This is a genomic window from Luteimonas chenhongjianii, from assembly GCF_002327105.1.
Lineage (GTDB): Bacteria > Pseudomonadota > Gammaproteobacteria > Xanthomonadales > Xanthomonadaceae > Luteimonas > Luteimonas chenhongjianii.
Genome location: NZ_CP023406.1, coordinates 2,336,186 through 2,362,658, shown reverse-complemented (window position 1 = coordinate 2,362,658; position 26,473 = coordinate 2,336,186). Strand labels below are relative to the sequence as shown.

The 26,473-nt window shown below is 68.4% G+C and carries 20 protein-coding genes and 1 pseudogene; 13 read left to right on the top strand and 8 right to left on the bottom strand.

Annotated elements, in window-relative coordinates; all coding sequences use genetic code 11:
* The first annotated feature begins 5 nt into the window (after window positions 1–5).
* From bioD to CNR27_RS10725, 4 genes are all read left to right on the top strand, one after another.
* Complete coding sequence (gene bioD, locus CNR27_RS10740; RefSeq protein WP_096298658.1) at window positions 6–701, top strand: dethiobiotin synthase; 696 nt, start codon at window positions 6–8, stop codon at window positions 699–701.
* 335 nt (window positions 702–1,036) lie between these two features.
* On the top strand, window positions 1,037–2,284 hold the full coding sequence (locus CNR27_RS10735) for an efflux RND transporter periplasmic adaptor subunit (protein ID WP_096298656.1): 1,248 nt from the start codon (window positions 1,037–1,039) through the stop codon (window positions 2,282–2,284).
* Window positions 2,285–2,290: 6 nt separating this feature from the next.
* Window positions 2,291–5,488, top strand: a complete 3,198-nt coding sequence (locus CNR27_RS10730; protein WP_096298654.1) for a multidrug efflux RND transporter permease subunit — start codon at window positions 2,291–2,293, stop codon at window positions 5,486–5,488.
* 109 nt (window positions 5,489–5,597) lie between these two features.
* On the top strand, window positions 5,598–6,857 hold the full coding sequence (locus CNR27_RS10725; RefSeq protein ID WP_096298652.1) for an FAD-dependent oxidoreductase: 1,260 nt from the start codon (window positions 5,598–5,600) through the stop codon (window positions 6,855–6,857).
* A gap of 141 nt (window positions 6,858–6,998) precedes the next feature.
* On the opposite strand, the gene CNR27_RS10720 is transcribed toward CNR27_RS10725, so the two are convergent.
* Genes CNR27_RS10720 through CNR27_RS10705 form a run of 4 tightly spaced genes read right to left on the bottom strand, consistent with a single transcriptional unit; the run spans window position 6,999 to window position 10,808 of the window.
* On the bottom strand, window positions 6,999–8,777 hold the full coding sequence (locus tag CNR27_RS10720; RefSeq protein WP_096298650.1) for an ABC transporter transmembrane domain-containing protein: 1,779 nt from the start codon (window positions 8,775–8,777) through the stop codon (window positions 6,999–7,001).
* Window positions 8,777–9,367: an IMPACT family protein gene (locus tag CNR27_RS10715; protein WP_096298648.1), complete on the bottom strand. Its 591-nt coding sequence runs from the start codon at window positions 9,365–9,367 to the stop codon at window positions 8,777–8,779. The genes CNR27_RS10720 and CNR27_RS10715 overlap by 1 nt, the downstream gene beginning before the upstream one ends.
* Window positions 9,367–10,263, bottom strand: coding sequence for a hypothetical protein (locus CNR27_RS10710; RefSeq protein ID WP_096298646.1), 897 nt, complete (start codon window positions 10,261–10,263; stop codon window positions 9,367–9,369). The genes CNR27_RS10715 and CNR27_RS10710 overlap by 1 nt, the downstream gene beginning before the upstream one ends.
* A complete protein-coding gene (locus CNR27_RS10705) occupies window positions 10,260–10,808 on the bottom strand; it encodes an RNA polymerase subunit sigma (protein WP_096298644.1) in 549 nt (182 codons plus the stop codon). The genes CNR27_RS10710 and CNR27_RS10705 overlap by 4 nt, the downstream gene beginning before the upstream one ends.
* Window positions 10,809–11,009: 201 nt before the next feature.
* On the opposite strand from CNR27_RS10705, the gene CNR27_RS10700 reads away from it, so the two are divergent.
* The 5 genes from CNR27_RS10700 (at window position 11,010) to CNR27_RS10685 (ending at window position 16,932) form a co-directional block, all read left to right on the top strand.
* Window positions 11,010–13,844, top strand: coding sequence for a sensor domain-containing diguanylate cyclase (locus CNR27_RS10700; protein ID WP_096298642.1), 2,835 nt, complete (start codon window positions 11,010–11,012; stop codon window positions 13,842–13,844).
* Between the two features lie 58 nt (window positions 13,845–13,902).
* Window positions 13,903–14,823 carry a M14 family metallopeptidase gene (locus CNR27_RS10695; protein ID WP_096298640.1) on the top strand — a complete coding sequence of 307 codons (921 nt, stop codon included), beginning with the start codon at window positions 13,903–13,905 and terminating at the stop codon, window positions 14,821–14,823.
* Window positions 14,824–15,017: 194 nt separating this feature from the next.
* Window positions 15,018–15,176, top strand: coding sequence for a hypothetical protein (locus tag CNR27_RS15750; protein WP_245815606.1), 159 nt, complete (start codon window positions 15,018–15,020; stop codon window positions 15,174–15,176).
* A gap of 26 nt (window positions 15,177–15,202) precedes the next feature.
* Complete coding sequence (locus CNR27_RS10690; RefSeq protein WP_245815605.1) at window positions 15,203–15,919, top strand: dienelactone hydrolase family protein; 717 nt, start codon at window positions 15,203–15,205, stop codon at window positions 15,917–15,919.
* A gap of 452 nt (window positions 15,920–16,371) precedes the next feature.
* On the top strand, window positions 16,372–16,932 hold the full coding sequence (locus CNR27_RS10685) for a DUF6151 family protein (protein WP_096298638.1): 561 nt from the start codon (window positions 16,372–16,374) through the stop codon (window positions 16,930–16,932).
* On the opposite strand, the gene CNR27_RS10680 is transcribed toward CNR27_RS10685, so the two are convergent.
* Entirely contained in the window at window positions 16,929–17,900 is a 972-nt protein-coding gene (locus tag CNR27_RS10680; protein ID WP_096298636.1) for a glutathione S-transferase family protein, read from the bottom strand. The two genes, CNR27_RS10685 and CNR27_RS10680, sit on opposite strands and share 4 nt — an antisense overlap.
* Before the next feature lie 153 nt (window positions 17,901–18,053).
* Here CNR27_RS10680 and CNR27_RS10675 point away from each other — a divergent pair, with 153 nt between their 5' ends.
* Window positions 18,054–19,013 (top strand): glutaminase, encoded by a 960-nt coding sequence (locus CNR27_RS10675; protein WP_096298634.1) that lies wholly within the window; start codon window positions 18,054–18,056, stop codon window positions 19,011–19,013.
* 32 nt (window positions 19,014–19,045) lie between these two features.
* Here CNR27_RS10675 and CNR27_RS10670 read toward each other — a convergent pair whose 3' ends face one another.
* Both CNR27_RS10670 and CNR27_RS10665 read right to left on the bottom strand, forming a co-directional pair.
* Complete coding sequence (locus CNR27_RS10670) at window positions 19,046–20,398, bottom strand: glycoside hydrolase family 16 protein (protein ID WP_425435519.1); 1,353 nt, start codon at window positions 20,396–20,398, stop codon at window positions 19,046–19,048.
* A 236-nt stretch (window positions 20,399–20,634) separates the two neighbouring features.
* On the bottom strand, window positions 20,635–21,336 hold the full coding sequence (locus CNR27_RS10665; RefSeq protein ID WP_096298630.1) for a pirin family protein: 702 nt from the start codon (window positions 21,334–21,336) through the stop codon (window positions 20,635–20,637).
* Between the two features lie 98 nt (window positions 21,337–21,434).
* Here CNR27_RS10665 and CNR27_RS10660 point away from each other — a divergent pair, with 98 nt between their 5' ends.
* The 3 genes from CNR27_RS10660 to CNR27_RS10650 all read left to right on the top strand — a co-directional run bounded on the left by CNR27_RS10660 (window position 21,435) and on the right by CNR27_RS10650 (window position 25,817).
* Entirely contained in the window at window positions 21,435–22,349 is a 915-nt protein-coding gene (locus tag CNR27_RS10660; RefSeq protein WP_096298628.1) for a LysR family transcriptional regulator, read from the top strand.
* Between the two features lie 170 nt (window positions 22,350–22,519).
* Window positions 22,520–23,524: a D-hexose-6-phosphate mutarotase gene (locus tag CNR27_RS10655; protein WP_096298626.1), complete on the top strand. Its 1,005-nt coding sequence runs from the start codon at window positions 22,520–22,522 to the stop codon at window positions 23,522–23,524.
* A 160-nt stretch (window positions 23,525–23,684) separates the two neighbouring features.
* Window positions 23,685–25,817, top strand: coding sequence for a M13 family metallopeptidase (locus CNR27_RS10650; protein ID WP_245815604.1), 2,133 nt, complete (start codon window positions 23,685–23,687; stop codon window positions 25,815–25,817).
* A gap of 194 nt (window positions 25,818–26,011) precedes the next feature.
* On the opposite strand, the pseudogene CNR27_RS15940 reads toward CNR27_RS10650, so the two are convergent.
* Window positions 26,012–26,224 (bottom strand): annotated as a pseudogene (locus tag CNR27_RS15940) (AbgT family transporter); the annotation flags it as partial.
* Window positions 26,225–26,473 lie beyond the last annotated feature (249 nt).

Below are 26,473 nucleotides of genomic sequence, written 5' to 3'. Positions count from 1 at the left end.
GTGCGATGACGTCGCGCAGCCTGCTGGTCACCGGCACCGATACCGGTATCGGCAAGACCCACAGCAGCGTCGCCCTGTTGCATGCTTTGCGCGGCAACGGGTTGCGTGCGGTCGGCATGAAGCCTGTCGCGAGCGGCTGCGACTGGCGCGACGGTGGCTGGCGCAACGATGACGCACTGGCCCTGCAGGCCGCCAGCGATCCGCGTCCGGACTATGCCGACGTCAATCCTTTCGCCTTGCCCGAGCCCACGGCGCCGACGCTGGCGGCCCGCGCGGCGGGCGTGCACGTCGATGTGGCCATGTTGTACGCCGCTTATGCGCGGCTCGCGGACACTGCCGATCTGGTCGTCGTCGAAGGCGCCGGCGGCTGGGATGCGCCGCTGGCCGAGGGACTGGAGCATCGCGACCTCGCCCGCCACCTGGGAGGCGCGGTGGTGATGGTGGTCGGGCTCAGGCTTGGCTGCCTGAGCCACGCACGACTGACCGCGCGCGCGGTCGCTGCCGACGGCTGTCGTCTCATCGGATGGATCGGTAACCGCATCGACCCGGATTTCGCGCGCGCGGACGATTACGTGGAGCTGCTGGATCGGGCGCTTCCTGCGCCATGCCTGGGAATACTTCCATTCGGTGTGGATCCGGTCCGCGCCGCCGGGCACCTTGTCGTCGACGCCGTGCTGGCCGAGCGCTCGTCCTCGCCTTAGGCGGTTCGCTTTTCCTGCCGATCAACGCGTGATCCGGTCGGCCGATCACCGCGAGTGTTCCACCCGTGAGCGAGCTCCGTGACCCACGCGCCGGGCGCATCGCCAAGATCTCTACGGGCGCATTGACGCGGGCGAGCGGACGTGAACAGGTTCACCGTATCCGCACACGGAGATGATGATTGCGGGCGTAGGATCCTTCACATGGCAATCGAGCGGCGCGCATGGCAGGCAGCCTCAAGCGCGGCGAGTGACTTGTTGCACGGTGCGATCTGCGATTCGAATTAGCTATACTGGCCGGTATAGTAAATCCCGTTCAATCTTCCCCAGGTCCCCCAATGCGCCGAATCCTCTCCATCGCCATGCTCGCCGCGGCGCTTTCCGCCTGTGGCAATAAACAGGATCCGGCCGCGCCCCCGCCGCCGCCCGAAGTGGGTGTGATGACCGTCCAGCCGACAACCGTTCCCCTGCAGGAGGATCTGGTCGGCCGTCTCGCGCCATATCGGAGCGCCGATGTCCGGGCCCGCGTGCCTGGCGTGCTCGAGCGCCGGGTCTACCAGGAAGGCAGCGACGTCAAGGAAGGCGATGTGCTGTTCCGCATCGACCCGGCCCAGTTGCAGGCCGCGCTCGGCACGGCGCAGGGCGCCGAGGCCCAGGCGCGTGCGAATGCAAGCAACGCGAAGAGCGCCGCCGATCGGGCCCGCCGCCTGGCGCCGACCAATTTCATTTCCAAGTCCGATCTGGACAACGCGCTGGCCGCCGAACGCAGCGCCGACGCTGCGCTGCAGGCAGCGCGTGCCTCCACGCGGTCCGCGCAGATCAACCTGGGCTACGCCACGGTGCGGGCGCCGATTTCCGGCCGCGCCGGCAAGGCGCAGGTCACGGAAGGTGCGCTGGTCGGGCAGGGCGAGGCGACCCTGCTGACGACCGTGGACCAGATCGATCCGCTGTACATCAACTTCTCGATGAGCGCGGGCGAGTTCGAACGCATCCGCAGCATGCAGCTCGATCGCTCCGCCGGCGGTGGCGAGGTCGAGATTCTGCTGGCCGACGGCAACGTCCATGACCAGAAGGCGACGCTGGACTTTTCAGGCGACGTGGTGGATCCGGCCTCGGGCGCACTCCAGCTGCGCGCGATCGTGCCCAATCCCGACCGCAGCCTGTTGCCGGGTGTCTACGTGACGCTGCGCGCCAACATGGGCCTGCAGAGCGGCGTGTTCCTGGTGCCGCAGGCTGCGGTGCTGCGCGACGCCAGCACCGCCTACGTACTCGTGGCCGGCGAGGGGGACAAGGTGGTCCGCAAGCCGGTGCGTACCGAGCGCGCGCAGGATGGCCAGTGGGTCATCAGCGAAGGTCTGGTGGCAGGTGACCGTGTGATCGTCAGCGGCGTGCCGAAGGCGCGGCCGGACGCAGTGGTCAAGCCCGTTCCGTGGACCCCCAATCAGGCCCAGTCTGCGCCCGCAGCCGGTGCAGGTGCGCCACCTGCAGGCGAGACGAGCGGTGCGGCGACGTCGGAAGACGCATCCGCGGCGCCGGCTGAAGAAGCGGCCGGTCAGGCGCCCGCAGCGAACGACGCGCAGGACTGATCCGCCATGCCCAAGTTCTTCATCAACCACCCGGTCTTCGCCTGGGTCGTCTCCATTCTGATCTCGCTCGCCGGCGTGATCTCGCTGCTGAACATGGGCGTGGAGTCGTACCCGAGCGTCGCACCGCCGCAGGTCACGGTCTCGGCGACCTATCCCGGCGCCAGCGCCGACACCACCGAGCGCGCCGTCACGCAGGTCATCGAGCAGCAGCTCACCGGTATCGACAACCTGCTGTATTTCAGCTCGACGTCGAGCTCTTCCGGCAGGGCCTCCGTCACCCTGACCTTCGAGACCGGCACCGACGCGGACATCGCGCAGGTGCAGGTGCAGAACAAGGTGTCGCTGGCGACGCCGCGTCTGCCCACCGAGGTCGTCCAGCAGGGCGTCGTGGTCGCGAAGGCCAACGCCGGCTTCCTGATGGTCGTGGGCCTGCGCGCCTCGGACCCGACGGTGACGCGCAACCAGCTCAACGACATCATCGGCTCGCGCGTGCTCGACCAGATCGCACGCGTGCCCGGTGTCGGCAGCACCCAGCAGTTCGGCGCCGAGTACGCCATGAACATCTGGCTCAATCCGGAGAAGCTGCAGGGCTACGGCATGTCCGCGTCCGAGGTTCTGGCCGCGGTGCGCGGCCAGAACGTCCAGTTCGCCGCCGGTTCGATCGGTTCCGATCCCGCGCCGCCCGGCCAGGGCTTCACCGCCACGGTTTCGGCGGAAGGGCGCTTCAGCACGCCCGAGCAGTTCGAGAACATCATCCTGCGTGCTGACAACGAAGGCGCTACGGTGCGCCTGAAAGACGTCGCGCGCGTGGCGATCGGTGCGTCGGGTTACGGCTTCGACACCAAGTACAACGGCCAGGCGACGGGCGCATTCGCGATCCAGCTGCTGCCGGGTGCGAACGCGCTGACGGTGGCTGAAGCCGTGTCGGCGCGCATGGACGAACTGGCGCCCTCGTTCCCGCCGGGCATCGAGTGGTTCAAGCCCTACGACACCACGACGTTCGTGACGCTGTCGATCAAGGAAGTCGTCATGACCCTGATCGAGGCGTTGGTACTGGTGTTCCTGGTGATGCTGCTGTTCCTGCAGAACCTGCGTGCGACGATCATCCCGACGCTGGTCATCCCGATCGCACTGCTCGGTACGTTCCTCGGCCTGAGCCTGCTGGGCTTTACGGTCAACCAGCTCACCCTGTTCGCGATGGTGCTGGCGATCGGCATCGTGGTCGACGATGCGATCGTGGTGATCGAAAACGTCGAACGCATCATGTCGGAGGAGCACCTGCCACCTCGCGAAGCGACAATCAAGGCGATGGAGCAGATCACCGGCGCCGTCGTCGCGATCACCGTTGTGCTGGCCGCGGTGTTCATTCCCAGCGCCCTGCAGGGCGGCGCCTCGGGCGAGATCTACAAGCAGTTCGCGATCACGATCGCAGTGGCGATGGGATTCTCGGCGTTTCTCGCATTGGGGTTCACGCCGGCGCTGTGCGCGAGCTTCCTCAAGCAGCACGCCCCGCCGGGCGAGCGCAGGGACAATGCCTTCGTTCGGACCTTCAACAAGTACTACGACCGCGTGAACCGCACGTATGTCGGCCACGTCGGCAGCGCAATCCGTCATGCGCCGCGCTGGATGATGGTGTTCGTCGCGTTGTCGGTGGTGTGCGGCTTCCTCTACATGAAACTGCCCAGCAGCTTCCTGCCTGAAGAGGATCAGGGCTATGCGCTGGCGATCGTGCAGCTGCCGCCGGGTGCGACCCTGCAGCGGACCAACGCGGTGTTCGAGGACGTGCGCGCGCGACTGGAGCAGAACCCCTCGTACGAGAGCATGCTGCAGGTCGCGGGCTTCAGCTTCGTCGGTCAGGGCGAAAACGTCGGCATGGGCTTCATCAAGCTCAAGGACTGGAGCGAGCGCGACGTCGACATCAACGGGTTCCTCGGCCAGGTCAATGGTGCGTTGCAGGGCGTACAGGACGCGACGATCTTCGTGGTGAACCTGCCGACCGTGCAGGGCCTGGGCCAGTTCGGCGGGTTCGACATGTACCTGCAGGACCGCAGCGGCGCTGGCAGGGAAGCCCTGCAGCAGGCGCTCAACCAGCTGATTGGTGCAGCAGCGCAGGAGACGGACCTGCTGCAGGGCGTCCGTCCGAATACGCTGGAGGCCGCGCCGCAGTTGCAGCTCGACGTCGATCGCGTGCAGGCCGGGTCGATGGGGCTGTCGATCAACGACATCTACAGCGCGATCCAGCTGATGCTGGCGCCTGTCTACGTCAACGACTACATCTCGGAAGGTCGCATCAAGCGCGTAACCATGCAGGCCGACGCGCAGTTCCGGGACGCGCCGGGTTCGATCAACCGTTTCTATACGCCGAGCGCCATCGCGACCAATCCCAACGGGACGCCGACGATGATCCCGCTCGACACCGTGGTCAGGCCCAAGTGGGGGGTCAGCTCGCCTTCGTTGACGCGTTACAACGGCTACTCGGCGATCAACGTTGTCGGTTCGCAGGCGCCCGGGCGCAGTTCGGGCGAAGCGATGACCGCGATGGAGCAGATCGTCGAGAACGATCTGCCGGCGGGCTTCGGTTACGACTGGGCGGGCCTGTCCTACCAGGAGATCATTGCCGGCAACACGGCGACCCTGCTGTTGCTGCTGTCGGTGATCGTGGTGTTCCTGTGCCTGGCGGCGCTGTACGAGAGCTGGTCGATCCCGGTCGCGGTGCTGCTGGTGGTGCCGCTTGGCATCCTGGGCGCGGTGGTCTTCACGATGCTGCGTCCCGGCTTGTCGAACGACATCTTCTTCAAGATCGGCATGGTCACGGTGATCGGTCTGGCCGCGAAGAACGCGATCCTGATCGTCGAGTTCGCAGTGCTGCAGTACAAGGAAGGCAAGACCCTGTTCGATGCGACGGTGGAAGGCGCGGAACTGCGCTTCCGCCCGATCATGATGACGTCGTTCGCCTTCATCATGGGTGTGACCCCGATGGCGCTGTCGACCGGTGCAGGCGCCAACGCCCGCCACGCGCTTGCGACGGGCGTCATCGGCGGCATGCTGTTCGCGACCTTCCTGGGCCTGCTGCTGATCCCGGTGTTCTTCGTGACCGTGCGCCGCGTGCTGGGGGACAAGCTCGACAAGCCCGATCCGCGCCTCGTGGACTCGAGCGACGCGCGTCCGCTTGATCCCGACGGCGTGGATCGCCCGGCGCACTGACGCCCAGGCGTTTGAACGCAAAGGCCGTCCCGGCAACGGGGCGGCCTTTTGCTTTGGAGCGCCGGGGCCGTAAGCCGACCGGTATGCTGGGACCCCGCCCGGAGTCCCCATGCCAGCACTGCGCATCGCAATCGTCGGTTACGGCACTGCGGGCCAGGCAGCATCGGTGCTGCTGGCGCGCGATGGCCACCGGGTCGAGATCTTCGAGCGCGCACCCGCGCCAGGGCCGGTGGGCGCCGGGTTCCTGCTGCAACCCAGCGGTCTGCAGGTGCTGTGGCGAATGGGCCTGCTCGATGGGGTGCTCGGGCATGGCGCGCGCGTCCATCGCCTGTTCGGCGAGACGCCGTGCGGCCGCGCGGTGATGGATATGCGATATGCAGGGCTCGATACGCGACTGTGCGGCGTGGGCATGCAACGTGGCGCGCTTTTCGCCCTGCTGGACCATGCACGCGGCAGCGACGCCGTCCTGCGTGCGGGGGTGACGGTGGAGGGCCCGGACCCCGACGACGATCGCTACCTGCTCGATGCTGACGGCCGTCGTCATGGCCCTTTCGATCTGGTGCTGGCCTGCGATGGCGCGGCATCGCGCCTGCGCCGGCACGTGGGCGGCGTGCGCCGCGACCAGGTCTATCCGTGGGGCGCGCTGTGGTGCCTGCTGGACGCACGCGACTGGCCGCACCGGCAGGAACTCCGCCAGCGTTATGTTGCCGCGCGCCGGATGATCGGCATGTTGCCGGTGGGCACGCGCCCGGGCGATGCGGTACCGCGGGTCAGTTTCTTCTGGAGCCTGCCCGTGGCCGCTTTCGACGGATGGCAGGCAGCCGCCCTCGACGACTGGCGCGGCGCAGTGAGCGAGATCTGGCCCGAAGCCGCGCAGCTGCTCGAATCCACGACGACGCACGCCCAGCTGGCACGCGCGACCTATCGCGACGTCACGCTGAGCCGATGGCATCGTGGCCGCTGGGTGCTGCTCGGCGATGCCGCGCATGCGATGAGCCCGCAGCTGGGGCAGGGCGTCAACATGGCACTGCTCGATGCAGAAGCCCTGCGCGACTCCTTGCGCACCGAAGCTGCGATGACGGACGCGCTGGCGGCCTATGCCCGGACGCGGCAACGCCACGTCGGCATCTACCAGTTCTGGAGCCGGTGGCTGACGCCGGTCTTCCAGTCGGACCGCGACACCATCGCGCGCGCACGGGATCTGGCGTTTCTGCCGATGGGCCGGATGCCCGGCGGCCGCGGGCACATGTTGCGTGTCCTCAGCGGGACGCAGCGGGGTGCATTCGGGTCGTTGATGCTGGCGCCGGATTTTGTCGATGCACTTGCGGGCGTCGAGCCGGCGCCGGCTTTGGACTTTTCGAAAGCCTAAGATCTGCTTGCGGCAGTTGCGCGCCCAACCACTCGTGCCAAGTGCAGCGTGTACCAGGTTGCAGCGGCACGGCCTGACTGACGTCGGCAAGCTACCGCTGGATCCGGATGTCCAGATCATCCCGGCGCCACGCCATGCGGGTCACTCGATGAACTGCAGTCGCGCCAGCTCCGCATACAGGCCACCCTGCGCCAGCAGCGCGGCGTGCGTGCCCTGGGCAACGATGCGGCCCCGGTCCATGACGACGATGCGGTCGGCTTTGAGGATCGTTGCCAGGCGGTGCGCGATGACCACGGTGGTACGCCCCTCCATCAGGCGCGCCAGGGCTTCCTGCACCGCGTGTTCGCTCTGTGCGTCGAGCGCCGACGTCGCCTCGTCGAGCAGCAGCACCGGGGCGTCGCGCAGCAGGGCGCGGGCGATCGCGATGCGCTGCTGCTGGCCACCGGAGAGCCGGGCACCGCGCTCGCCCAGCTGCGCATCGTAGCCATCGGGCAGTTCCCGGATGAAAGCGTCTGCTTCGGCGGCGCGGGCAGCCGCTTCGATCTCCGCATCGGTCGCGTCGAGCCGACCGTAACGGATGTTCTCCCGTGCGCTCGCGGCGAAGATCGTTGGCGCCTGCGGGACCAGGGCGAGCTGTTCCCGTAGCGCGGCCGGATCGAGGCTGCGGATATCGACGCCATCGATCGAGATCGTGCCGCTGGCCGGGTCATGGAAGCGGAGCAACAGCGACAGCACGGTGCTCTTGCCGGCACCCGACGGACCGACCAGGGCGACGGTTTCGCCCGGCGCGACATCGAGGCTGAAGTGTTCCAGCGCCGGTGCATCCGGGCGAGAGGGATAATGGAAGACGACGTCGTCGAAACGCAGCGCGCCGCGCACCGGCCGGGGCAGTGAAGCCGGGGCCTCCGGCGCGCGGATGCCCGGCCGCTCGACCAGCAGTTCGCCGATGCGGCCCATGCCGCCTGCGGCGCGTTGCAGCTCGTTCCAGACTTCGGCCAGCGCCCCGACGGAGCCGGCGCCGAACAGCGCGTAGAGCACGAACTGCCCGAGCGTCCCGGCGGTCATGCGACCTTCGATGACGTCGTGCGCGCCCGACCACAGCACCACGGTCACTGCACCGAAGATCAGCGTGATCGCGACCGCGGTGATGATCGATTGCAGGCCGATGCGGCGGCGCGCGGTGGCGACCGACTGCGCGACGGCATCGCCGAAGCGGCCACGCTCCCATGGCTCGCGCGCGTGCGCCTGCACGGTGCGGATCGCGCCAAGCGTCTCGTTGGCCAGTGCGTTCGCATCGGCCACGCGATCCTGGCTCTGCCGCGAGATCTTCTCGAGCCTGCGGCCGCCCAGCACCAGGGGCAGGACGAACAGCGGAATGCCGATCAGGGTGAAGGCCGCAAGCCGCGGGCTGGTGATGACCAGCATCGCCACGCTGCCGAGCACCATCACCGTGCTGCGCAGCGCAACCGACATCGTCGAGCCGACCACCGAGCGCAGCAGCTCGGTGTCCGCGCTCAGCCGCGAAACCAGCTCTCCACTGCGGGTCTGCTCGAAGAACGCCTGGTCGAGATCGAGCAGGTGACCGTAAAGGCGGCTGCGCAGGTCGGCGACCACGCGCTCCCCGAGCAGGGAGACGAAGAAGAAGCGCGCCGCGGTAAAGAGCGCCAGGGCGATCGCGACCGCCAGAAGAAGGGCGAACGCGGCGTCGATCTGGTCACCGCCGGTGAAGCCGTGATCGATCATCTTCCGCACCGCCAACGGCAGGCTCAACGTCGCTGCGGACGACAGCGCCAGTGCGACCAGCCAGGCGGCGAACAGGCCGCGCTGGCGCATCACGAACGGCCACAGGGTCTTGAGCGCGCCGATACGCGCCTTCGGTTGGCCGGCGTCAGGCGCGGCGCGGGGGGATCGAAATGCCATCAGCCATTGTCGTCGATGCGGACCCGGTTCCGGGTGGCGTCGCGCAGACGGATTCTCAAGTCGTCCACGCGGTCGGCAGGCAGCTGCAACTGCAGGGTGACGCCGTCCGCGTCGAAGCGCTCCTCGAGCTTGACCGCATGCGCACCCGGCAGCGCCGCATGCACGCTGCCGAGCGCATCGAAGGGCGCGTGCAGCTGCAGGGTCGCCAGTTCGACCAGCCGCAGGCGTGGCGCGGTGCGCAGGCATTCCGCGGCGCAGCCGCCGTAGGCGCGCACCAGACCGCCCGCACCGAGCTTGATGCCGCCGTACCAGCGCACGACGACGACCGCAACGCGATCGAAGCCCTGGCCGTCGATCGCGGCCAGGATCGGGCGACCCGCAGTGCCGGCCGGTTCGCCGTCATCGCTGGAGCGGTACTGATCGCCGACGCGCCAGGCCCAGCAGTTGTGGGTGGCATCGGCCACGTGCACGCGCTGCATGAAGGCGGCGGCGCCATCGGCATCGTCCACCGGCGCCGCGTGCGCCACGAAGCGGCTGTGCTTGACCTCGAGTGTGTGGCTGGCCGGTGCGGCCAGGGTGTCGAGCGCCATCACTCCAGCAACGCGCGCAGGTCCGGCGGAAGCTCGGACTGCGGATGTCGGCGGTGGAACTCCACCAGGCTTGCTCTCGCCTCGGCGATGCGGCCGGCGTCGAGCAGCTCGCGGACGCGGACCAGCCACGCGGCGCGGACCTCCGGGGCATCGGCGGTCGCCGGCGGATCGCTGTCTTCGGGTACGTCGTCGATCATGTCCACCCACGCGGTCGACGAGGCACGTGGACCTGTGTCAACGGCCGTCAGCAGGATGCGCGCCGGCGCGTCCCCGGGCGCAGCGACAGGTGCCGCCGCCGAGGGCAGGGGCGTGGCAGGGAGCGACGTCAGCGCCAGCAGCGCGGTCGCGACCGACGCCGATGCAGGCGCCGAGGAAACGTCAGCGCCCAGCGCTGTCCCATCGAGGCGCGGCGCTGCGGGAGCGCGCGCCTGTGCCGCCTGCGCGTTCCTGTCGCCGGCAGCCGGAACTTCGCCGGGGATCGCGAATGTCCGGTGCTGTGAGGCTGGAGCGGGCGCCGCGGGTGGCGCGGGCGCGCGCGGGGAGCGGGCGGCATCGCGCTGCCCGCGAGGCGCGGGCGACGCTTTCGATGCCGGTGCCGCCCCGGAAATCTCCGGCAAGGCGCGCGGCGCCACGGTCGCCGGTGCGGGCCGCAATTGCCAGGCGATGCCGAGCGCGAGCGCCAGCGACGTGGCGATGCCCATTGCCCACGGCAAGCGGCGCCGCGCGCGCGCGCCGATGGCAGTGTCGGTGGAAGACGCTTCTGCGGCCACTTCGCGGCCGTCAGCGAGGAGCGGACCGAGGCCCGGCGAGGGCGACGGGCCGTGGCCCTCGGCGCCTGGGCGCTCGGCCTGCAGGCGTTCCTCGTCGGTCAGCGGTTCGCGGTCGGGACGGTTCATGGGGTGAGCAGCATGCGCAGCTTTTCCACCGCGTGGCGCGGGCACGCTTTCAAGGGTTCGCGCCCGGCGCCGGTAACCACGCCGATCTCCTCGAGCGCGAACGCCGCTAGGAGCCGCAACTCCTCCACCACGCGCGGCGCGGCCGGCAAACTCTCCAACGCAAGTTGCAACTGCCGATCTGGCCCCGACTCCGAGAGCCGGCGCCCGGCCGAACCGGGATCGACGAGCCGCGCGGTGCGCAGGCCCGTGTCGTCCGGTGGGGGCGGGCGCTCCTGCGCTGCGCCCCGGTGACCGGCAAGGCGAGTGTGGACAATCCGGCAGGGCCGTGCCGTGAACAGCGGCTCCGGCCGCCAGCAGGCGCGGAGGGTCGGGCCGCGCTGCGGGACGTCGCGGGGCACTTCGTCGACCAGCCTGCCGCTGCGCGGATGGCGCTTGTCGCGGTGGCGACGGCAGGTGGTTTCGAAGGCCAGCACATCGCCCTCGACCCGGGCCTGCATCAGCGCATCGTCGCCGCTCGCGTCCTGCTGGCTGGCGATCTCGGGCATGGCCCGCAGGGTACGTGCTGCAGGCAAGGTCGGAAAGACTGGCGGGGGCGGCATCGAGGCGTTACCGATGTGCGTTGCGTCACGGGTACGTGGGTGAAAAGGGGCCGGCGATGTGCCGCAGCTCCTTTGTTTGTTTATTCTGCCTCCCGCTGCAGTACTCGAGTTCATGTGTCCCCACTTCCGTATCCTGCCGACATTGGCATGCAGCCGTCCCGCGCGGCGGCGGCGTCGCGCGCGCGTGACATCCTCGCGACCGCGCCGGCGGACATGCCGGTGGCGATCGCATGGCGGCATCCCCATGCGGGTGAGGGCAGTGTCTGTGCAGCCGGTGCCGACGACGATCTGCTTGCGGCGGCGTGGCAGGCACTGCGCGATGGGCCGCCGGATCGCCAGTCGGGTGCCTGCGTGCAACGCGCCCTGCGCGGTGACGTCCGTATCGCGGTCGCCTCGGGCACGGGCGGCGAGCCAGCCCCGCTGCATGTCTCATGGTCGCGCCTGGCAGCCGACAGCCTGTTGACCGCGATCGATGCCCTCGCCACCGAAGGCGATATCTCGGCATTGCGTCGCTCCGAGCGCCTGCAGCAGGCGCTCTACGAGATTGCCGACCTGGCGGGTTCCTCGCTGGAAATGCATGAAGTACTGGCGCGCATCCACGCCGTCGTCGGCGGCCTGACGACCGCCGAGAACTTCTACATCGTCAGCTACGACGATCTGGGCGAGACGCTGCGCTTCCTGTATTTCGCCGACGAACGCGATCCGTGGACGGCCGACCCGGAGCAGTTGCTGCATGTCAGCGATCTGCCCAACAGTCTGACGATCGCCCTGCTGCGCGCGGGCGTGCCGATGATGGGGTCGTCGGCGCAACTGAGGGCCCTGCACGACGTCAAAGAAGGCGATGTGCGGCACGGCCCGGAAAGCGCAGACTGGCTTGGGGTGCCGTTGCGGCGGGACGGGCGGGTCTGCGGCGCGATCGTGGTGCAGAGCTACGACGTGCCGCAGCGCTACAGCCAGGAAGACCGGGCGCTGCTGGAATTCGTCGCCCAGCACATCCTCACCGCGCTCGATCGCAAGCAGGCGCACGCCGAGCTCGAGCGCCGGGTGGATTCGCGCACACTGGAGCTGCAGGAAGCCAACATCGGCCTGCAGGCGCAGATCGCCGAGCGCGGTCGCGCCGAGCGCCTGCAGCGGGCGCTGTACAGGATCAGCGAACTCTCTGTTGCCGCCGGCAGCATCGAACGGTTCTATGCCGATGTGCACGGCATCGTCGGCGAGCTGCTGTACGCGGCGAACTTCTATATCGCCATGCTCAGTCCGGACGGGCAGCGCCTCGAGTTTCCCTACTCGGTGGACGAGCGCGACGCGCCCCGGCGGCCGCGGGCGCGCGCGAACGGCCTGACCGAGTACGTCATTGAAAGCGGCGTACCACTGCTGGCGCGCCGCGAGAACATCGAGAAACTCGAGGCCAGCGGTCGGCTGCAGAGCCGGGGTACGCACGCGCAATCGTGGCTCGGCGTGCCGCTGCACCGCGATGGCCGCACGGTCGGCGCGATCGCGGTGCAGAGCTACGCCGAGCAGATCGGTTTCGCCCCGAGCGACCAGACCCTGCTGACCTTCGTGGCCCACCACATCGACATCGCGCTGGAACGCAAGCGCGCGCAGGAGGCGCTCAAGGCCGCGCATACCGAGCTCGAGTTCCGCGTCGATGCACGGACGCGGGAGCTGGAGGAGGCCAATCGCGAACTGCGCGCACAGATCGGCGAGCGGGTGCGCGCGCAGCAGCGCCTGGTGCACCAGGCACGCCACGACCCGCTGACGGGATTGCCGAACCGGGTGCAGCTGCTCGAACGGCTCAATACGGCGCTCGCATCCTCGGAGAGCCGTCAGGAACCCTTCGCGGTGCTGTTCCTGGATCTTGACCGCTTCAAGCTGGTCAATGACAGCGCCGGGCACACGGCCGGCGACGCGATGCTCGTCGAGATCGCGCAGCGCATCTCGGCCCTGCTCGGACCGCAGGACATGGCCGCGCGGCTGGGCGGCGACGAGTTCGCGGTGGTGCTGGGCGGTGTCGACGACCCCGGCGACGCCGACGCGATGGCGGCGGCGCTGCTGGAGACGCTGTCGAGGCCGATGTGGGTGGCGGGGCGCGAACTCTATCCCTCGGCCAGCATCGGGATCGCGCTGTCGCATCCCGGTGCCGACGCCGGCGGTCTGCTGCGCGACGCCGACGCGGCGATGTACCGTGCCAAGGCCTGCGGCCGCGACCGCAGCGAGCGTTTCGACGAAGCGATGCGCGCCGAAGCGACCCGCCTGCTGGACCTGGAGGCCGACCTGCGCCGGGCGATCCTGCAGGACGCGTTCGAACCCTACTTCCAGCCGATCGTGCGGCTTGCCGATGGCGTGGTGATCGGCCACGAGGCGCTGCTGCGCTGGCGCCACGAACTGCACGGCCTGCTGCCCCCGTCCGAGTTCATCGGGGTGGGCGAGGACACCGGACTGATCGAACAGGTCGACTGGCTGATGTACCGCAAGGTCATCGGCATGATGGCGTCGCGTTATCCCACCGGCTACGTCTCGATCAACGTCTCTCCACGCCATTTCCGTGCGGGCGATTTCGCCGAGCGGCTGCTGCAGCTGGTCGACGACGCGGGCGCCGACGCCACGCGGCTCCGGATCGAGATCACCGAAGTCGCCCTGCTCGACGACGCACCCCGGGCACTGCGCATGCTCAATACGCTGCGCGAGCGCGGCGTGCTGGCGATGCTCGACGATTTCGGGACCGGCTTTTCGGCCCTGTCGTATCTGCACCGGTTCCCGATCCGGGCGCTCAAGATCGACCAGAGCTTCGTGCAGGGCCTGGGCAGCGATCTGCATGCCGAGAGCCTCGCGCTGGTCCGTGCCATCCTCGCGCTCGCCGGCACGCTGGGCATCGATGCGGTGGCGGAGGGCATCGAGACCCAGGCGCAGCGCGACATGCTCGGTGAACTCGGTTGCCAGTACGGCCAGGGCTATCTGTACGGTCGACCGGCGCCGCCCTGAGCAGGACGCATCCGGCGCGATGCTAGAGTGCCGGCGTTTTCGCACCGAGGTATCACGCATGCAGCACACCCGAACCTATCCGATCGGCACCCCCGGCGCGCCCTGGGGCGATGCGGAACGCGCCGCGTGGCGTGCGGCTCAGGTGCGCCAGCGCAGCCACGCCGACGATGTGGTGGCGCGGATCGATGCCTTGCGTGACCGCTTCGATGTCCAGGCCTATGGCAGCCTCGACCATGGCGACCGCAGCTATCCGCTGCTGGCGATCCGCAGCCGCGACTGGAACCCGGCGCTTCCCGTCGCGGTGGTCACCGGCGGCGTGCACGGCTACGAGACCAGCGGGGTGCTCGGTGCACTGGAGTTCGCCGAGCAGGCGGGCGAGGGCTATGCCGGTCGCATCAACCTGCTGGTCGTGCCCTGCGTGAGCCCCTGGGGCTACGAACACGTGCAACGCTGGAATGCGGACGCGATCGACCCGAACCGCTCGTTCCGCGACAACAGCCCTGCGCCGGAATCGGCGGCGCTGGTGGGCCTGCTCGCGCCGCTGCGCGGGGCGGTCCTGGTGCATGTGGATCTGCACGAAACCACCGACACCGACGAATCCGAATTCCGTCCCGCGCTCGCGGCGCGCGACGGCAGGCCCTTCGAGCCGGGCGGCATTCCCGACGGGTTCTACCTGGTCGACGACAGCGTCCGTCCGCAGCCGGCATTCCAGCAGGCGATCATCGAGGCGGTCGCGCGCGTGACCCATATCGCGCCTGCCGACGAGAACGGCGAGATGATCGGCGCGAAAGTCGTGGCTCCCGGGGTCATCGAGTACCCGCTCGCAGAACTGGGCCTGTGCGCGGGCATCACCGGCGCCCGTTACGTGACCACGACCGAGGTCTATCCAGACAGTCCGCAGACGACGCCGGCAGAGTGCAATGCCGCGCAGGTCGCGTCGATCGTCGCGGCACTCGATTACGCGCTGGCGCACCGCTGACGCGCACGGCCGCAGCTCGGCCGCGCGCCGTCGGCAGCACAGCGAAGCCACCGCGCGCGGGGCCGGGCGTCGGGGTTCAAAGAGGGAGTTCAGCGCACGTCGGCCTGCGCGCGGCGCTTCTGCAGCCGACGGAGCCGCGCCGCACGTGCGGCGCCGGCGGTTTACGATGACGGCTCGTCCTTCGAGACCACGCCATGCACAAGCCGCCGCGCCAGACAGCACGCGATTTCGATCCGGATGTCCTCGAGCTGTTCGACCGTTACGTGCATGGCGGCATCGACCGGCGCGGGTTCCTGTCGGGCGCCGGAAGGATCGTCGGCGCGGCCGGGGCGGTGGGGGTGCTGGCTGCCTGAGTCCGCAGTTCGCGCGCGCCCAGCAGGTGGCGCCCGACGATCAGCGTCTGCTGGCGACCTACCGTGAGTTCGACGCGCCGCTGGGAAGCGGGCGTGGGCGCGGCTATCTGGTCCGGCCAAGCGATACGACCGCTGCGTTGCCGCTGGTGCTCGTCGTGCACGAGAACCGCGGTCTCAATCCGCATATCGAGGACGTCGCGCGGCGCATCGCGCTCGAAGGCTATATCGCCTTCGCCCCCGATGCGTTGTTCCCGAAAGGCGGCTATCCCGGGGACGAGGACGCCGCACGTGCGCTGTTCGCGACCCTCGACCAAGACGATGCGCGCCAGGATTTCCTGGCGGCGGCGCGCTGGCTGCACGGGCTCGAAGGCGGCAATGGCCGGACCGGTGTGGTCGGATTCTGTTATGGCGGCGGCATGGCGAACTGGCTCGCCACGCAGTTGCCCGACCTGCGCGCCGCAGTGCCGTTCTACGGCCCGGCACCTCCACTCGAGAACGTACCCGGGATCAAGGCGGAGCTGCTTGTCGTGCTTGCATCCAACGACGCCCGGGTCAATGCGCTATGGCCTGCCTACGAGGCCGCACTGCAGGCGGCCGGCACCACCTACGCACTGTTCCAGCCGGCCGATACCGAGCATGGCTTCAACAACGACACCACCCCGCGGTACGACGAGGCCGCAGCAGCCGACGCCTGGTCGAGGATGCTCGCTCTGTTCGCCCGCACTTTGAAGTCGCCTGCCTGACGGATCCCCGGCGTCCACACTCCTTGCGGTGGGCTACAGCAGCCTGGCGACGTCGAATGCGCGCCGGCTCGACGGCGTGGACCTGCGGTTGGTTACCGGCAGGGCCGCCATTCCCGAGGTGCGTGCAGGCTCGACTTGGCAGACGGCAGCGGATCGACCAGTCGCGTTGCCCGACGCAGGTCGGCGACCATCCTGGTGCGAGGGCGTGTGGGGCCTACGCCATTCCGCTTTCGCAATGCACGTTTCGACAGGCATGCGCGCGCCCGATCGCACCGGAGGTTGTGCCCGAACAGCTAGGGTCGATGCCCCGCCGATCGGCGCTTGGGGCCATTCAGCAGTACCGACCGGCTGCCGCCGGCACGCCATGAATCACCTCGCCAGCCGCGATTCACAGCGTTACCCGCGGCCTCGGCGCAGCCTTGCGGGCATTCCGTCCCCCCGGGAGTGCGCCTGTGCAAATCGAGCTGCAATGCCGCTGCGGCCAGCTGCGGGCCCGGCTGGACAGCGATCGCGCCTACGCCCACGCGCGTTGCTACTGCAAGGATTGCCGGGCCTACGCGCTGTGGCTTGGCGCCGACGACATCCTCGATGCCCAGGGGGGCACCGCCCTGGTCGCGACGCCGCCGCAGGCGCTGCGTTTCACCGCCGGACTCGACGCCCTGACCTGCCTGTCGCTCAGCGAAAACGGCCTGCTGCGCTGGTATGCGGACTGCTGCGGCATGCCGCTCGCCAATACCACGCGTGACAGCCAGATGGCCTACGTGAGCGTGATGTCCGGGTCGATGCAGGCCGATGCGCGGGAGGCCGCATTCGGTGCGCCGCACTGCGTGGTCAATGCAGGCTCCGCCACGGGACCCGTGCGGGCCACGCCGGTGGCGACCACGTTGACGGCAGCCCGCATCGGTGTCGGTGTCATCGCCGCGCGACTGCGCGGCGTGCGCAATCGGGTGTTCTTCCGGGCCGACGGCGCACCCATGCGTGTGCCCCATGTCGTCGAAGCGCCGCGCGACTAGTCCGTCCGGTCGACACCACCGAACGGCGGTTGCGGCCCGATCGGCACGATGCCGGTCGGATTGATCTGGCGATGGCTCTGGTAGTAGTGCCGGCGGATATGGTCGAAATCGACCGTCGGCGCCACGGCCGGATCCGCATACAGGCGCGCGGCGTAGTCCGATAGCACCGGATAGTCGACCAGGCGCCGCATATTGCACTTGAAGTGTCCGTGGTAGACGGCGTCGAAGCGCAGCAGGGTCGTGAACAGTCGCCAGTCCGCCTCCGTCAGGGTGTCGCCGCACAGCCATGTGCGCGTGGACAGATGTGCTTCCAGCCAGTCGAGGGTGTCGAACACAGCGACTGCCGCAGCCTCGTATGCGCTCTGCCTGGTCGCGAAGCCGGCCTTGTAGACGCCGTTGTTGAGGCCGTCGTAGATGCGATCGTTGAGGACATCGATCTCGCCGAGCAGCGCGCGCGGCGTGTAGTCGCCGGGCAGGGCGCCGACCTCGTCGAAGGCGCTGTTGAACATGCGGATGATGTCTGCCGACTCGTTGCTGACGATGGTCTCGCGCTGCCTGTCCCACAGCACGGGGACGGTGACCCGGCCGGTGTACGTCGGGTCGGCGCGCACGTAAAGCTGCCAAAGGGTTTGCACCCCGTAGTGCGGGTCCGGAATCACGCCCGGTCCGGGTTCGAAGGTCCAGCCCTTGTCCGCCATCAGCCAGTGGGTGACCGAAAGACCGACGATCTGCTGCAGACCCTTCAACTCGCGCAGCAGGGTGGCCCGGTGTGCCCATGGACAGGCGCGGGCGATGTACAGGTGGTAGCGGCCGGGCTCGGCCCTGAAGCCGTCTTCGCCGGTGGGGCCGGCGGAACCGTCGGGCGTGATCCAGTTGCGGAACGCCGACTGGGGGCGCCGCAGTCTGCCGGTCTCGTCGACCAGTCTGGAATCGTCGTCGTGCCAGATGCCGTCGACCAGCATGCCCATCGTATGTCCTCGTGTGCGCAGGTGTTGCCAGCATCCCGGGCGCGCGGTGAACGGCCCGTTCCCGTGTTACTGGCGGTATCACCTGGCAGTGCCGTGGACCTGCCGGTCACGCGGCCACGCCCAGACTGCACGGCCCCAGCCGAGCCCGACCTCATGCGCAGTCCGCCCCAGAACCCCCACGACCTCAGCCGCCATGACATTCCGGACATTCTCAAGACGATCCACGCGGAGGTGCGCGAGCGGTTCGGCCAGCACGCCGGCAAGGTTGCCGACTACATTCCCGCGCTCGCCCAGGCATCCCCCGATGCGTTCGGCATGGCCGTGGTCACGCTCGACGGCGACGTGCATACCGTCGGCGAGGCGCATGCGCCGTTCTCGATCCAGAGCATCTCCAAGGTGCATACCCTGACCCTGGCGCTCGACAAGGCCGGCGACGATCTGTGGAAGCGGGTCGGTCGCGAGCCCTCGGGTGACCCGTTCAACTCGCTGATCCAGCTCGAGCACGAGAACGGCATACCCCGGAATCCCTTCATCAATGCCGGCGCGATCGTCGTGGCGGACGTGATCCTGTCCCACTACGACGATCCCGAAGCCGCCCTGCTGGCCTTTTTGCGCGAACGCTCGGGCAACCCGGACATCGGCCGCGACGACGAGATCTGGGAGTCGGAGCGCAAGAGCGGCTATCGCAACGTGGCATTGGCCAACTTCATCCGCAGCTTCGACAACATCGAGAACGATGTGCAGGCGGTTCTGGATTTCTATTACTTCCAGTGCGCGCTGAAGATGAACTGCATCGATCTCGCGCGCAGCCTGCAGTTCCTCGCCTGCCGCGGGAAATGCCCGTCGTCGGGGGAGCAGGTGACCAGCATCGAGCGCGCCAGGCGCATCAACGCGGTGATGATGACCTGCGGCACCTATGACGCCGCAGGCGAATTCGCGTTCCATGTCGGCCTGCCGGCCAAGAGCGGTGTCGGCGGCGGCATCGTCGCCGTGGTGCCACACGTCATGAACCTGTGCGTGTGGTCACCGGGTCTCGACCAGAAGGGCAACTCGCTGCTCGGCGGCTATGCCCTGCACCGTTTCACCCGCATGACGGGCCTGTCGGTGTTCTGAGCCGGGCGCGCCGCGCCACGCCCGACGGGTGTTCAGGGGCTCTGGTAGTAGACGTTGTCGATGAAGAACTCGACGTCCTGCGCCGGCGGATCGGCGACCACCATGAACATCTGTTTTACCGCGTGCAGGTCGAGGTCGTAGAACGCACTGAAGGGGATCGTGACCTCGTGCCACTGGCCGTCCCGCACCAGGCCGTAATTCGGGCCGTTGGCGGTGAAGTCGACCCAACTGTCGCCGAACGAGGTGTTGATACCGATCTTGAACGTGGCAGGTGTCGTCGTGCGCATGTGGAACTTCAAGGCGCCGCCGGCATACGCGCTCATGTTGCGGTAGTCGGTGAGGATGCCCAGCCCGAACCACTGTCCGGCGCTCGCCCGGAACGCCATCGCCTCGTTGCCTTCGAACGGCGCGCCCGCGATCGGGCTGAGATTGTTCCAGACGAACAGGTCCGCATTGCTGCCGAAATCCAGCGCACCTGCCAGCCCGCTCTGCTCGGAATAGATGCCAAAGCGCCCCGGCGGCGTCGCGTTGTTGCCGCCGATGTGCAGTTCGCTGTCCGGATGGTCCTGATACAGACGGATCCAGTCGACGAGCATCCTGCCCGGCAGCGGCGCGGTGATGCCATTGGGGTCGAAGATGCCGGTGTAGCTGCCACCGACCGCAAGGTTGAGCAGCAGGACGTGCGGCGCATGGAATTCGTGCAGCGAGGCGCCTTCGATGTCCGAGATCGCCATCTCGAAGTACTGGAGGCCATCGACGCTGACCCGGATGAACTGCGGGTCCCAGGTCATCCGGTAAGTGCGGTAGTCGTCGTGCAGATCGCTCGGGAAATCCGCGTAGTCGGCATGACTAGCGTGGCCGCCGCCGTAGTTCCAATGCACGGCGCCGCCGACCAGGCGGTTCGCCATGCCCGCAGCGATACCGTCGACGTTGCCGATTTCCATGATGTCGATCTCGCCGCGATCGGGCCAGACACCGACCGCGCCAAGCAGCCAGTAGGCCGGCCAGACGCCGTTGCCGGCCTCGGGCGTCTTGATGCGTGCTTCCAGCGTGCCGTACTTGAAATGCACCCGACCTTCGGTCTTCAGGCGCGCCGAAGTGAAGGGGCTGCCTTCGAAATTCTCCCGACGTGCCTCGATCACGAGATTGCCGTTCTCGATCCGCGCGTTCTCCGGGCGGCTGGTGTAGTACTGCAGCTCGCTGTTGCCCCAGCCACAGATGCCGATCTGACAGCCGGTGCCGACATCGTAGGTCCACGTGTTGCCGTCGATCGACGTGCCTTCGAAGTTTTCTTCCCAGACCGGCGTCTGCGCCTGCGCTGCAGCGGGTGTCGCGAGTGCTGCCAGGCCGACACAGGCGACGAGAGGAAGGGCGATGCGAATCATGCGGTCCATGTGGCCTCCTGCGGCTGGGTGATGGCCCATCCTCGCGTGGACCAGGGGCCACGCTGCCGCGTGTTGACAACGCTGTCAAAAACCACGCGTCGCCAATTCGGTGTTTGGCGTACGTCGTCACGGAATCCCGTCAGTACGCGTGAAATCGCATGCAGTCACGCGCCATCGATGCTGCGTCCGCAGCATCGGTGGGCGGTGGTTTGTCGCAGCGGTCCTGCGCGGAGATCTCAAGGCGCGGTGTCGACCAGCACCAGCTCGGCGTCTTCCAGCGCGGTCACCCGGATCACCGCTTCATCCCGGATCGCGGCGCCGTCGCGGGCATCGATGCGCGTGCCGTTGATCTCGACTGCGCCCGACGACGGCACCAGGTAACCCAGGCGACCTGTCCCGAAGCGGTACTCGGCGGTGTCGCCCGCCTTGAGTGTCGCCCCGAGCACGCGCGCCGCGGCGCGGATCGGCAGCGCATCGTCGTCCTGTTCGAAGCCGCTGGCCAGCGCGACGAAATCACCACTGCGCGCGTCCTTGGGAAACGGCTTGGTGCCCCAGGTCGGCGCGCCACCGCGCGCATCGGGAATGATCCAGATCTGGAAGATGCGCGTCTGCTCGCCTTCCATGTTGTATTCGGCGTGCTGGATGCCAGTGCCCGCACTCATCACCTGGACATCGCCGGCGCCGGTCCGGCCGGCGTTGCCGAGGTTGTCCTTGTGGCTGATCGCCCCCTCGCGCACATAGGTGATGATCTCCATGTCGGAATGCGGGTGCGGCGGAAAGCCGGTGCGTGGCGCGATCAGATCGTCGTTCCAGACCCGCAGCGCACCCCAGCCCATGCGCTCTGCATCGTGATAGCTGGCGAACGAAAAATGATGGTGGGCGTCGAGCCAGCCGTGGTTGGCGGCGCCGAGGCTGTCGAAAGGACGGCGTTCGATCATGTCGTACTCCAGTGCGTTGGGAATGACGCCACGTTACGCCTTGCACGGCATGCCAGGAATGGAAAGAATGGAACTCCATCAATTCCATTTGTGATGACATGCAGCTACCGGACCTGGAAGCCTGGGCGATCTTCGCCCGGGTCGCCGAACTCGGTTCCTTCGCCGCCGCGGCCGAGGCGCTGGGCATCACCCAGCCGACGGTGTCGAAGGCCATCGCCAGGCTGGAGCGCCGCATGGGCACGCCGCTGCTGCATCGCACGTCCCGCCGCATGTCGCTGACTGCAGCGGGCGAGGCCGCAGTCGAACGTGCGACCCGGCTGCTGGCGGAGGGCGAGGCGGTGGAAGCCGCGATCACCGCGCAGGCGGTGAGTCCACGCGGGCATGTACGCATGGCCGCGCCGATGTCCTTCGGCGTGGCGCATCTGGCGCCGCTGCTGCCGACCTTCATGAGCAGATTCCCCGATGTGACCCTGGAACTGGCGCTCAGCGACGAGACCGTCGACCTCGTCGGCGGCGGTTTCGATCTCGCGGTGCGTATCGGCAATCTCGATGATTCCAGCCTCATTGCCCGGCGGCTGTGCGGCGTGCGCATCCTGCTGGTCGGCGCACCTGCGTATTTCGAGCGCATGGGCAGGCCGAAGCATCCGCGCGAGCTGGCCACGCACCGCGGCCTGACCTATGCCTACGCGAAACCGGGCGCGGCCTGGCGTTTCCATCATCCGCGGCAGGGCGACTACTCGGTCGGGGTGCCCTCGGTACTGCGCGCAAACAATGCCGAAGCGTTGACCCCGGCGCTGCTCGCGGGCATGGGGTTGGCGTTGCAACCCGAGTTCCTGGTCTGGCGGGAACTGCGTCGCGGCGCACTGGAAGTCGCGCTTCCGGGCTGGCAGCCGCCGGAGATCGCCGTGCATGTCGTCATGCCGCCGGGGCGCGGGCGCCCGGCGCGGGTCCAGGCACTGATCGACCATCTCGCCCGCCGCCTGGCGCAGGCGCCCTGGGCGGCCGAAGCCTGAGCGATGCTCGCGTGGCGTGCGCCCGGATGTGCGGGGCGGATCGTAGACTGGCCGACCTTTTCGCGAACACGATGTCCATGCGCGCATTGCTGCTGTCCGTGTGTCTGCCCGCCCTGTTGGCCTGCGCGCCCGGTGCGCGATCCGTTCTTCCCACTGAATCCGGAGCCCCCATGCACGTCGCGCCCGCCACATCGTCCGTCGAAACGCGTTTTGCCGTGCCCCGTGATTTCGCTGCGCAGGTCGCCAACGCGGCCCAGGCCGGGGCGGTCGACGCGGACGAGCTGTCGGATTTCGATGTGCCGGGCGTGCGGGCCGGACTGTTCGCAGGCTACCCGGCCGTGCTGATCGAGACGCCGCATGCACAGGCCGCGATCGCGCTGCACGGTGGGCACCTGCTGTCCTACGTGCCGAGCGGACAGCAGGACGTGTTGTGGATGTCGCCCCGCCAAGCGCAGTTGCCTGCGGCGATCCGTGGCGGGGTGCCGGTCATCTGGCCGTATTTCGGTCGCCAGGGGCAGGCCGGCGACGTGCCGTCGCACGGGTTCGCCCGCACGGTGCAGTGGCGCGTGACGTCTGTCGTTCGCGACGAGGACGGAACGGTGTCGCTGACCCTGGCGCCGCCGCAGCACGCCGATCTCGGCCTGGCACTGCGCATGCACGTCAGGATCGGCCCTGCGCTGGAGCAGACGCTCGAGACAACCAACACCGGCGAGACCGCCATTGCGTTCACCCAGGCGCTGCACAGCTATTTCCGCGTGTCCGATGTCGCCGCGGTGCGGGTCGAGGGTCTGGACGGGCTGGAATTCCTCGACAAGAACGACGACTACGCGCGCCACACCCAGACCGGCGACTGGGTGCTCGACGATGCCCGCGACCCGGGCCGCAGCGATTACATCTACGCCGAGGCAGGGGGTCGCTACCGGCTGGACGACCCGGGCCTGGGCCGACGCATCGAACTCACCACGATGGGCAGTCGCTCGGTGGTCGTCTGGAATCCCGGCGAGGCTGCCGCCGAACGCAGCCAGGACATGGACCAGGGCGCATGGCGCGGCTTCCTCTGCATCGAGGCGGCCAATGCCGGCCCGGATGTGGTGCGGCTGGCGCCGGGTGAAAGTCACGCGCTGACCCAGCGCGTGCGGGTGCTCGCCCGGGACGGAGGCCTTGCCGCAAGGTAAGCATGCCCGGTCCGTTCGATCCCCGCGGCTCCGCGCCTGCGCGCGAGTGCCATTGGTTGGGTCGGCAACCGGGACAGCAGGTGCGCGCGTCCCGGTATGCTGGGGGACCGGTTACGCGCGCAACCGTGAGCCGGCCCGAATTGCCATCTGGAGATACCTTTTGAAGAAGACCCTGCTGTCCGCGGCCACGGCGCTCGCACTGACGATGGCGGCCTCGACCGCTGCCGCCCAAGACCACGACCACGCCTGCCTGGACACGCTGTGCCAGCTGCAAACCCTGTTCCAGGCCGAATCAGGCGCAGCGGGCGGAAGCGCGGAAGCCACTGTCGAGGCCAAGCGCATGGGCACCTGGGGCATCGACACGGCCGGCATGGAATCCGGTGTGCGCCCGGGCGAGGATTTCTTCCGTTACGTGAGCGGCACCTGGGCGCAGAACACCCAGATCCCGTCTGACAAGTCGAGCTATGGCGCCTTCCTGGTGCTGCGTGACCTGTCGGAGGCGCGCGTGCGCCAGCTGGTGGAAGGCTATCCCGCCGGGAATCCGGCGACCGATGGCGACCAGGCCAAGGTCGCGGCCCTGTACGCAGGATTCATGGACGAGGCCGCCGTCGAGGCACTGGGCGCCAAGCCGCTCGCGCCGAAGCTCGCCGCGATCCGCGCCGCGAACGACAAGTCCAAGCTCGCCGCACTGATGGGCGCGCAGCAGGGCGACTTCGGCCGCAGCTTCTTCGGCCTGGGCGTCTCCGACGACCAGCGCGATCCGGACCGCTACACGCTGTACATGAGCCAGTCGGGGCTGGGACTGGGCGACCGCGAAATGTACCTGCGCGAGAATTTCGCGCCGCAGCGCGAGCGCTACCAGGCCTATATCGCGCAGATGCTGGAGCTCGCCGGCTGGGACAACCCGCAGCAGAACGCGGAAGCCATCCTGGCGATGGAAACCCGCATTGCCGACGCGCACTGGACCCGCGCCGAAAGCCGTGACCGCAACAAGACCTACAACCCGGTCGAGCTGTCGGCATTCGCGACCACCGCGCCGGGCTTCGACTGGGACGCGTATTTCAAGGCTGCAGGCGTGACCCAGGCGCCGCGCGCGGTCCTGCGCCAGGACACCGCGATCCCGAAGATCGCCGCGATCTTCGCCGACACCGATGTCGCCACGCTGCAGGCCTGGCAGGCCTTCAGCACCACCGACGCCGCGGCGCCGCTGCTGTCGAAGGCCTTCGCCGATGCGCACTTCGAGTTCCGCAACAAGTTCCTGTCGGGCCAGCCCGAGCAGCAGGAGCGCTGGAAGCGGGGCGTGTCGTTCGCGGAGAACACGATGGGCGAGGCGATCGGCCGCGACTACGTGCAGCTCTACTTCCCGGCCGATGCGAAGGCCAAGATGGACGAGCTCGTCGCCAACGTGAAGGTCGCGATGGGCGCGCGTCTCGACCAGCTCGACTGGATGGGCGCCGAGACCAAGGCCGAGGCGCGCAAGAAGCTCGAAGGCTTCGGGCTGAAGATCGGTCATCCCGACACCTGGCGCGACTACAGCGGCCTGCAGATTGCCCGCGGCGACGTGTTCGGCAACGCCGCGCGTTCGATGGCCTTCGAGTGGGATTACCGCCGCAACCGCATCGGCAAGCAGGTCGACAAGGCCGAGTGGGGCATGACCCCGCAGACCGTCAACGCCTACTACAACTCGGTCAAGAACGAGATCGTGTTCCCGGCCGCGATCCTGCAGCCGCCGTTCTTCGATCCCGATGCCGATCCGGCGGTGAACTACGGCGCCATCGGCGGCGTGATCGGCCACGAGATCATCCACGGCTTCGACGACCAGGGTCGCAAGTCCGACGGTGAGGGCGTGCTGCGCGACTGGTGGACGGCCGACGACGCGGCGAAGTTCGAGGCGCAGGCGGCCAAGCTGGGCGCCCAGTACGAGGCCTACGCGTTCCCGCAGCTGCCGGGCATGCACATCAACGGCAAGGTCGCGATGGGCGAGAACATCGGCGATCTCGGCGGCATCACGATCGCGCTCGAGGCTTACCGCCGCTCGCTCGACGGCAAGCCTGCGCCGGTGATCGACGGCTTCAGCGGCGAGCAGCGTCTGTTCATGGGCTGGGCGCAGGTCTGGCGCACGCTGTGGCGCGACGATGCGCTGCGCCAGCAGCTGGTCAACGGCACGCATTCGCCCGGACATATCCGCGCGTTCGCGCCGCTGCGCAATGTCGATGCCTGGTATGACGCGTTCAACGTCACCGCGCAGGACGCGCTGTGGATCGCCCCGGAGGACCGCGTCAGGATCTGGTGATCCGGGGCGCTGGATGGAAAAGGCCGGGCATGCCCCGGCCTTTTTCTTTTCACGTCACAGCGGGTGTACGGGCCCAGGCGCCGGGCGAGGCGATCATGGTGACCGGACCGCAGGCAGCGCGCGCGATCAGCCCGCGGGGTCGTACGTGGGCGCGCCCGGTCCCACCGGCAGCCCCAGGCCGAACACCAGACGAAGAACAGCATCGTCCAGCCGATGAAGAACACCACCGTATAGGGCAGCATCATCGCGATCAGCGTGCCCACGCCGATATCGCCTTGATAACGCGCGGCGAATGCCAGGATCAGGCCGAAGTAACTCATCATCGGCGTGATCAGTTTGGTCAACGAATCACCGATGCGGTAGGCCGACTGGATGACCTCGAGGCTGTAGCCGACCAGCATCAGCATCGGCGCGAAGTCTCCCGCGTCCGCCGCCGATGTGTACCGCCCGGCCCCGACCTGGCGCGATATCCGCCATGGATCGGCCTCGCTTCCTGTCCCGGCCTCAGGTGCCGGCATCGGGGGGGAGAACGTCTGCCGGATGCGGTCGATCTCCGTCGCCGGCAGCGCGTCCGCCGTCGGATCGGAGGCCTGCCGGGATCCCTGCCGCGATCGCGCCGAGCTGCGCGATCGCGGCACCGGCGAGGTGCCGGGACC

What these genes read in the sequence shown, in the direction of transcription:
- CNR27_RS10655 (WP_096298626.1), top strand. Translation starts at nt 22,520, where the DNA reads ATGCACGTCGCGCCCGCCACATCGTCCGTCGAAACGCGTTTTGCCGTG.
- CNR27_RS10695 (WP_096298640.1), top strand. Translation starts at nt 13,903, where the DNA reads ATGCAGCACACCCGAACCTATCCGATCGGCACCCCCGGCGCGCCCTGG.
- CNR27_RS15750 (WP_245815606.1), top strand. Translation starts at nt 15,018, where the DNA reads ATGCACAAGCCGCCGCGCCAGACAGCACGCGATTTCGATCCGGATGTC.
- CNR27_RS10715 (WP_096298648.1), bottom strand. Translation starts at nt 9,367, where the DNA reads ATGGCGCTCGACACCCTGGCCGCACCGGCCAGCCACACACTCGAGGTC.
- CNR27_RS10735 (WP_096298656.1), top strand. Translation starts at nt 1,037, where the DNA reads ATGCGCCGAATCCTCTCCATCGCCATGCTCGCCGCGGCGCTTTCCGCC.
- bioD (WP_096298658.1), top strand. Translation starts at nt 6, where the DNA reads ATGACGTCGCGCAGCCTGCTGGTCACCGGCACCGATACCGGTATCGGC.
- CNR27_RS10670 (WP_425435519.1), bottom strand. Translation starts at nt 20,398, where the DNA reads ATGATTCGCATCGCCCTTCCTCTCGTCGCCTGTGTCGGCCTGGCAGCA.
- CNR27_RS10725 (WP_096298652.1), top strand. Translation starts at nt 5,598, where the DNA reads ATGCCAGCACTGCGCATCGCAATCGTCGGTTACGGCACTGCGGGCCAG.
- CNR27_RS10720 (WP_096298650.1), bottom strand. Translation starts at nt 8,777, where the DNA reads ATGGCATTTCGATCCCCCCGCGCCGCGCCTGACGCCGGCCAACCGAAG.
- CNR27_RS10710 (WP_096298646.1), bottom strand. Translation starts at nt 10,263, where the DNA reads ATGAACCGTCCCGACCGCGAACCGCTGACCGACGAGGAACGCCTGCAG.
- CNR27_RS10665 (WP_096298630.1), bottom strand. Translation starts at nt 21,336, where the DNA reads ATGATCGAACGCCGTCCTTTCGACAGCCTCGGCGCCGCCAACCACGGC.
- CNR27_RS10705 (WP_096298644.1), bottom strand. Translation starts at nt 10,808, where the DNA reads ATGCCCGAGATCGCCAGCCAGCAGGACGCGAGCGGCGACGATGCGCTG.
- CNR27_RS10675 (WP_096298634.1), top strand. Translation starts at nt 18,054, where the DNA reads ATGCGCAGTCCGCCCCAGAACCCCCACGACCTCAGCCGCCATGACATT.
- CNR27_RS10730 (WP_096298654.1), top strand. Translation starts at nt 2,291, where the DNA reads ATGCCCAAGTTCTTCATCAACCACCCGGTCTTCGCCTGGGTCGTCTCC.
- CNR27_RS10700 (WP_096298642.1), top strand. Translation starts at nt 11,010, where the DNA reads ATGCAGCCGTCCCGCGCGGCGGCGGCGTCGCGCGCGCGTGACATCCTC.
- CNR27_RS10680 (WP_096298636.1), bottom strand. Translation starts at nt 17,900, where the DNA reads ATGGGCATGCTGGTCGACGGCATCTGGCACGACGACGATTCCAGACTG.
- CNR27_RS10660 (WP_096298628.1), top strand. Translation starts at nt 21,435, where the DNA reads ATGCAGCTACCGGACCTGGAAGCCTGGGCGATCTTCGCCCGGGTCGCC.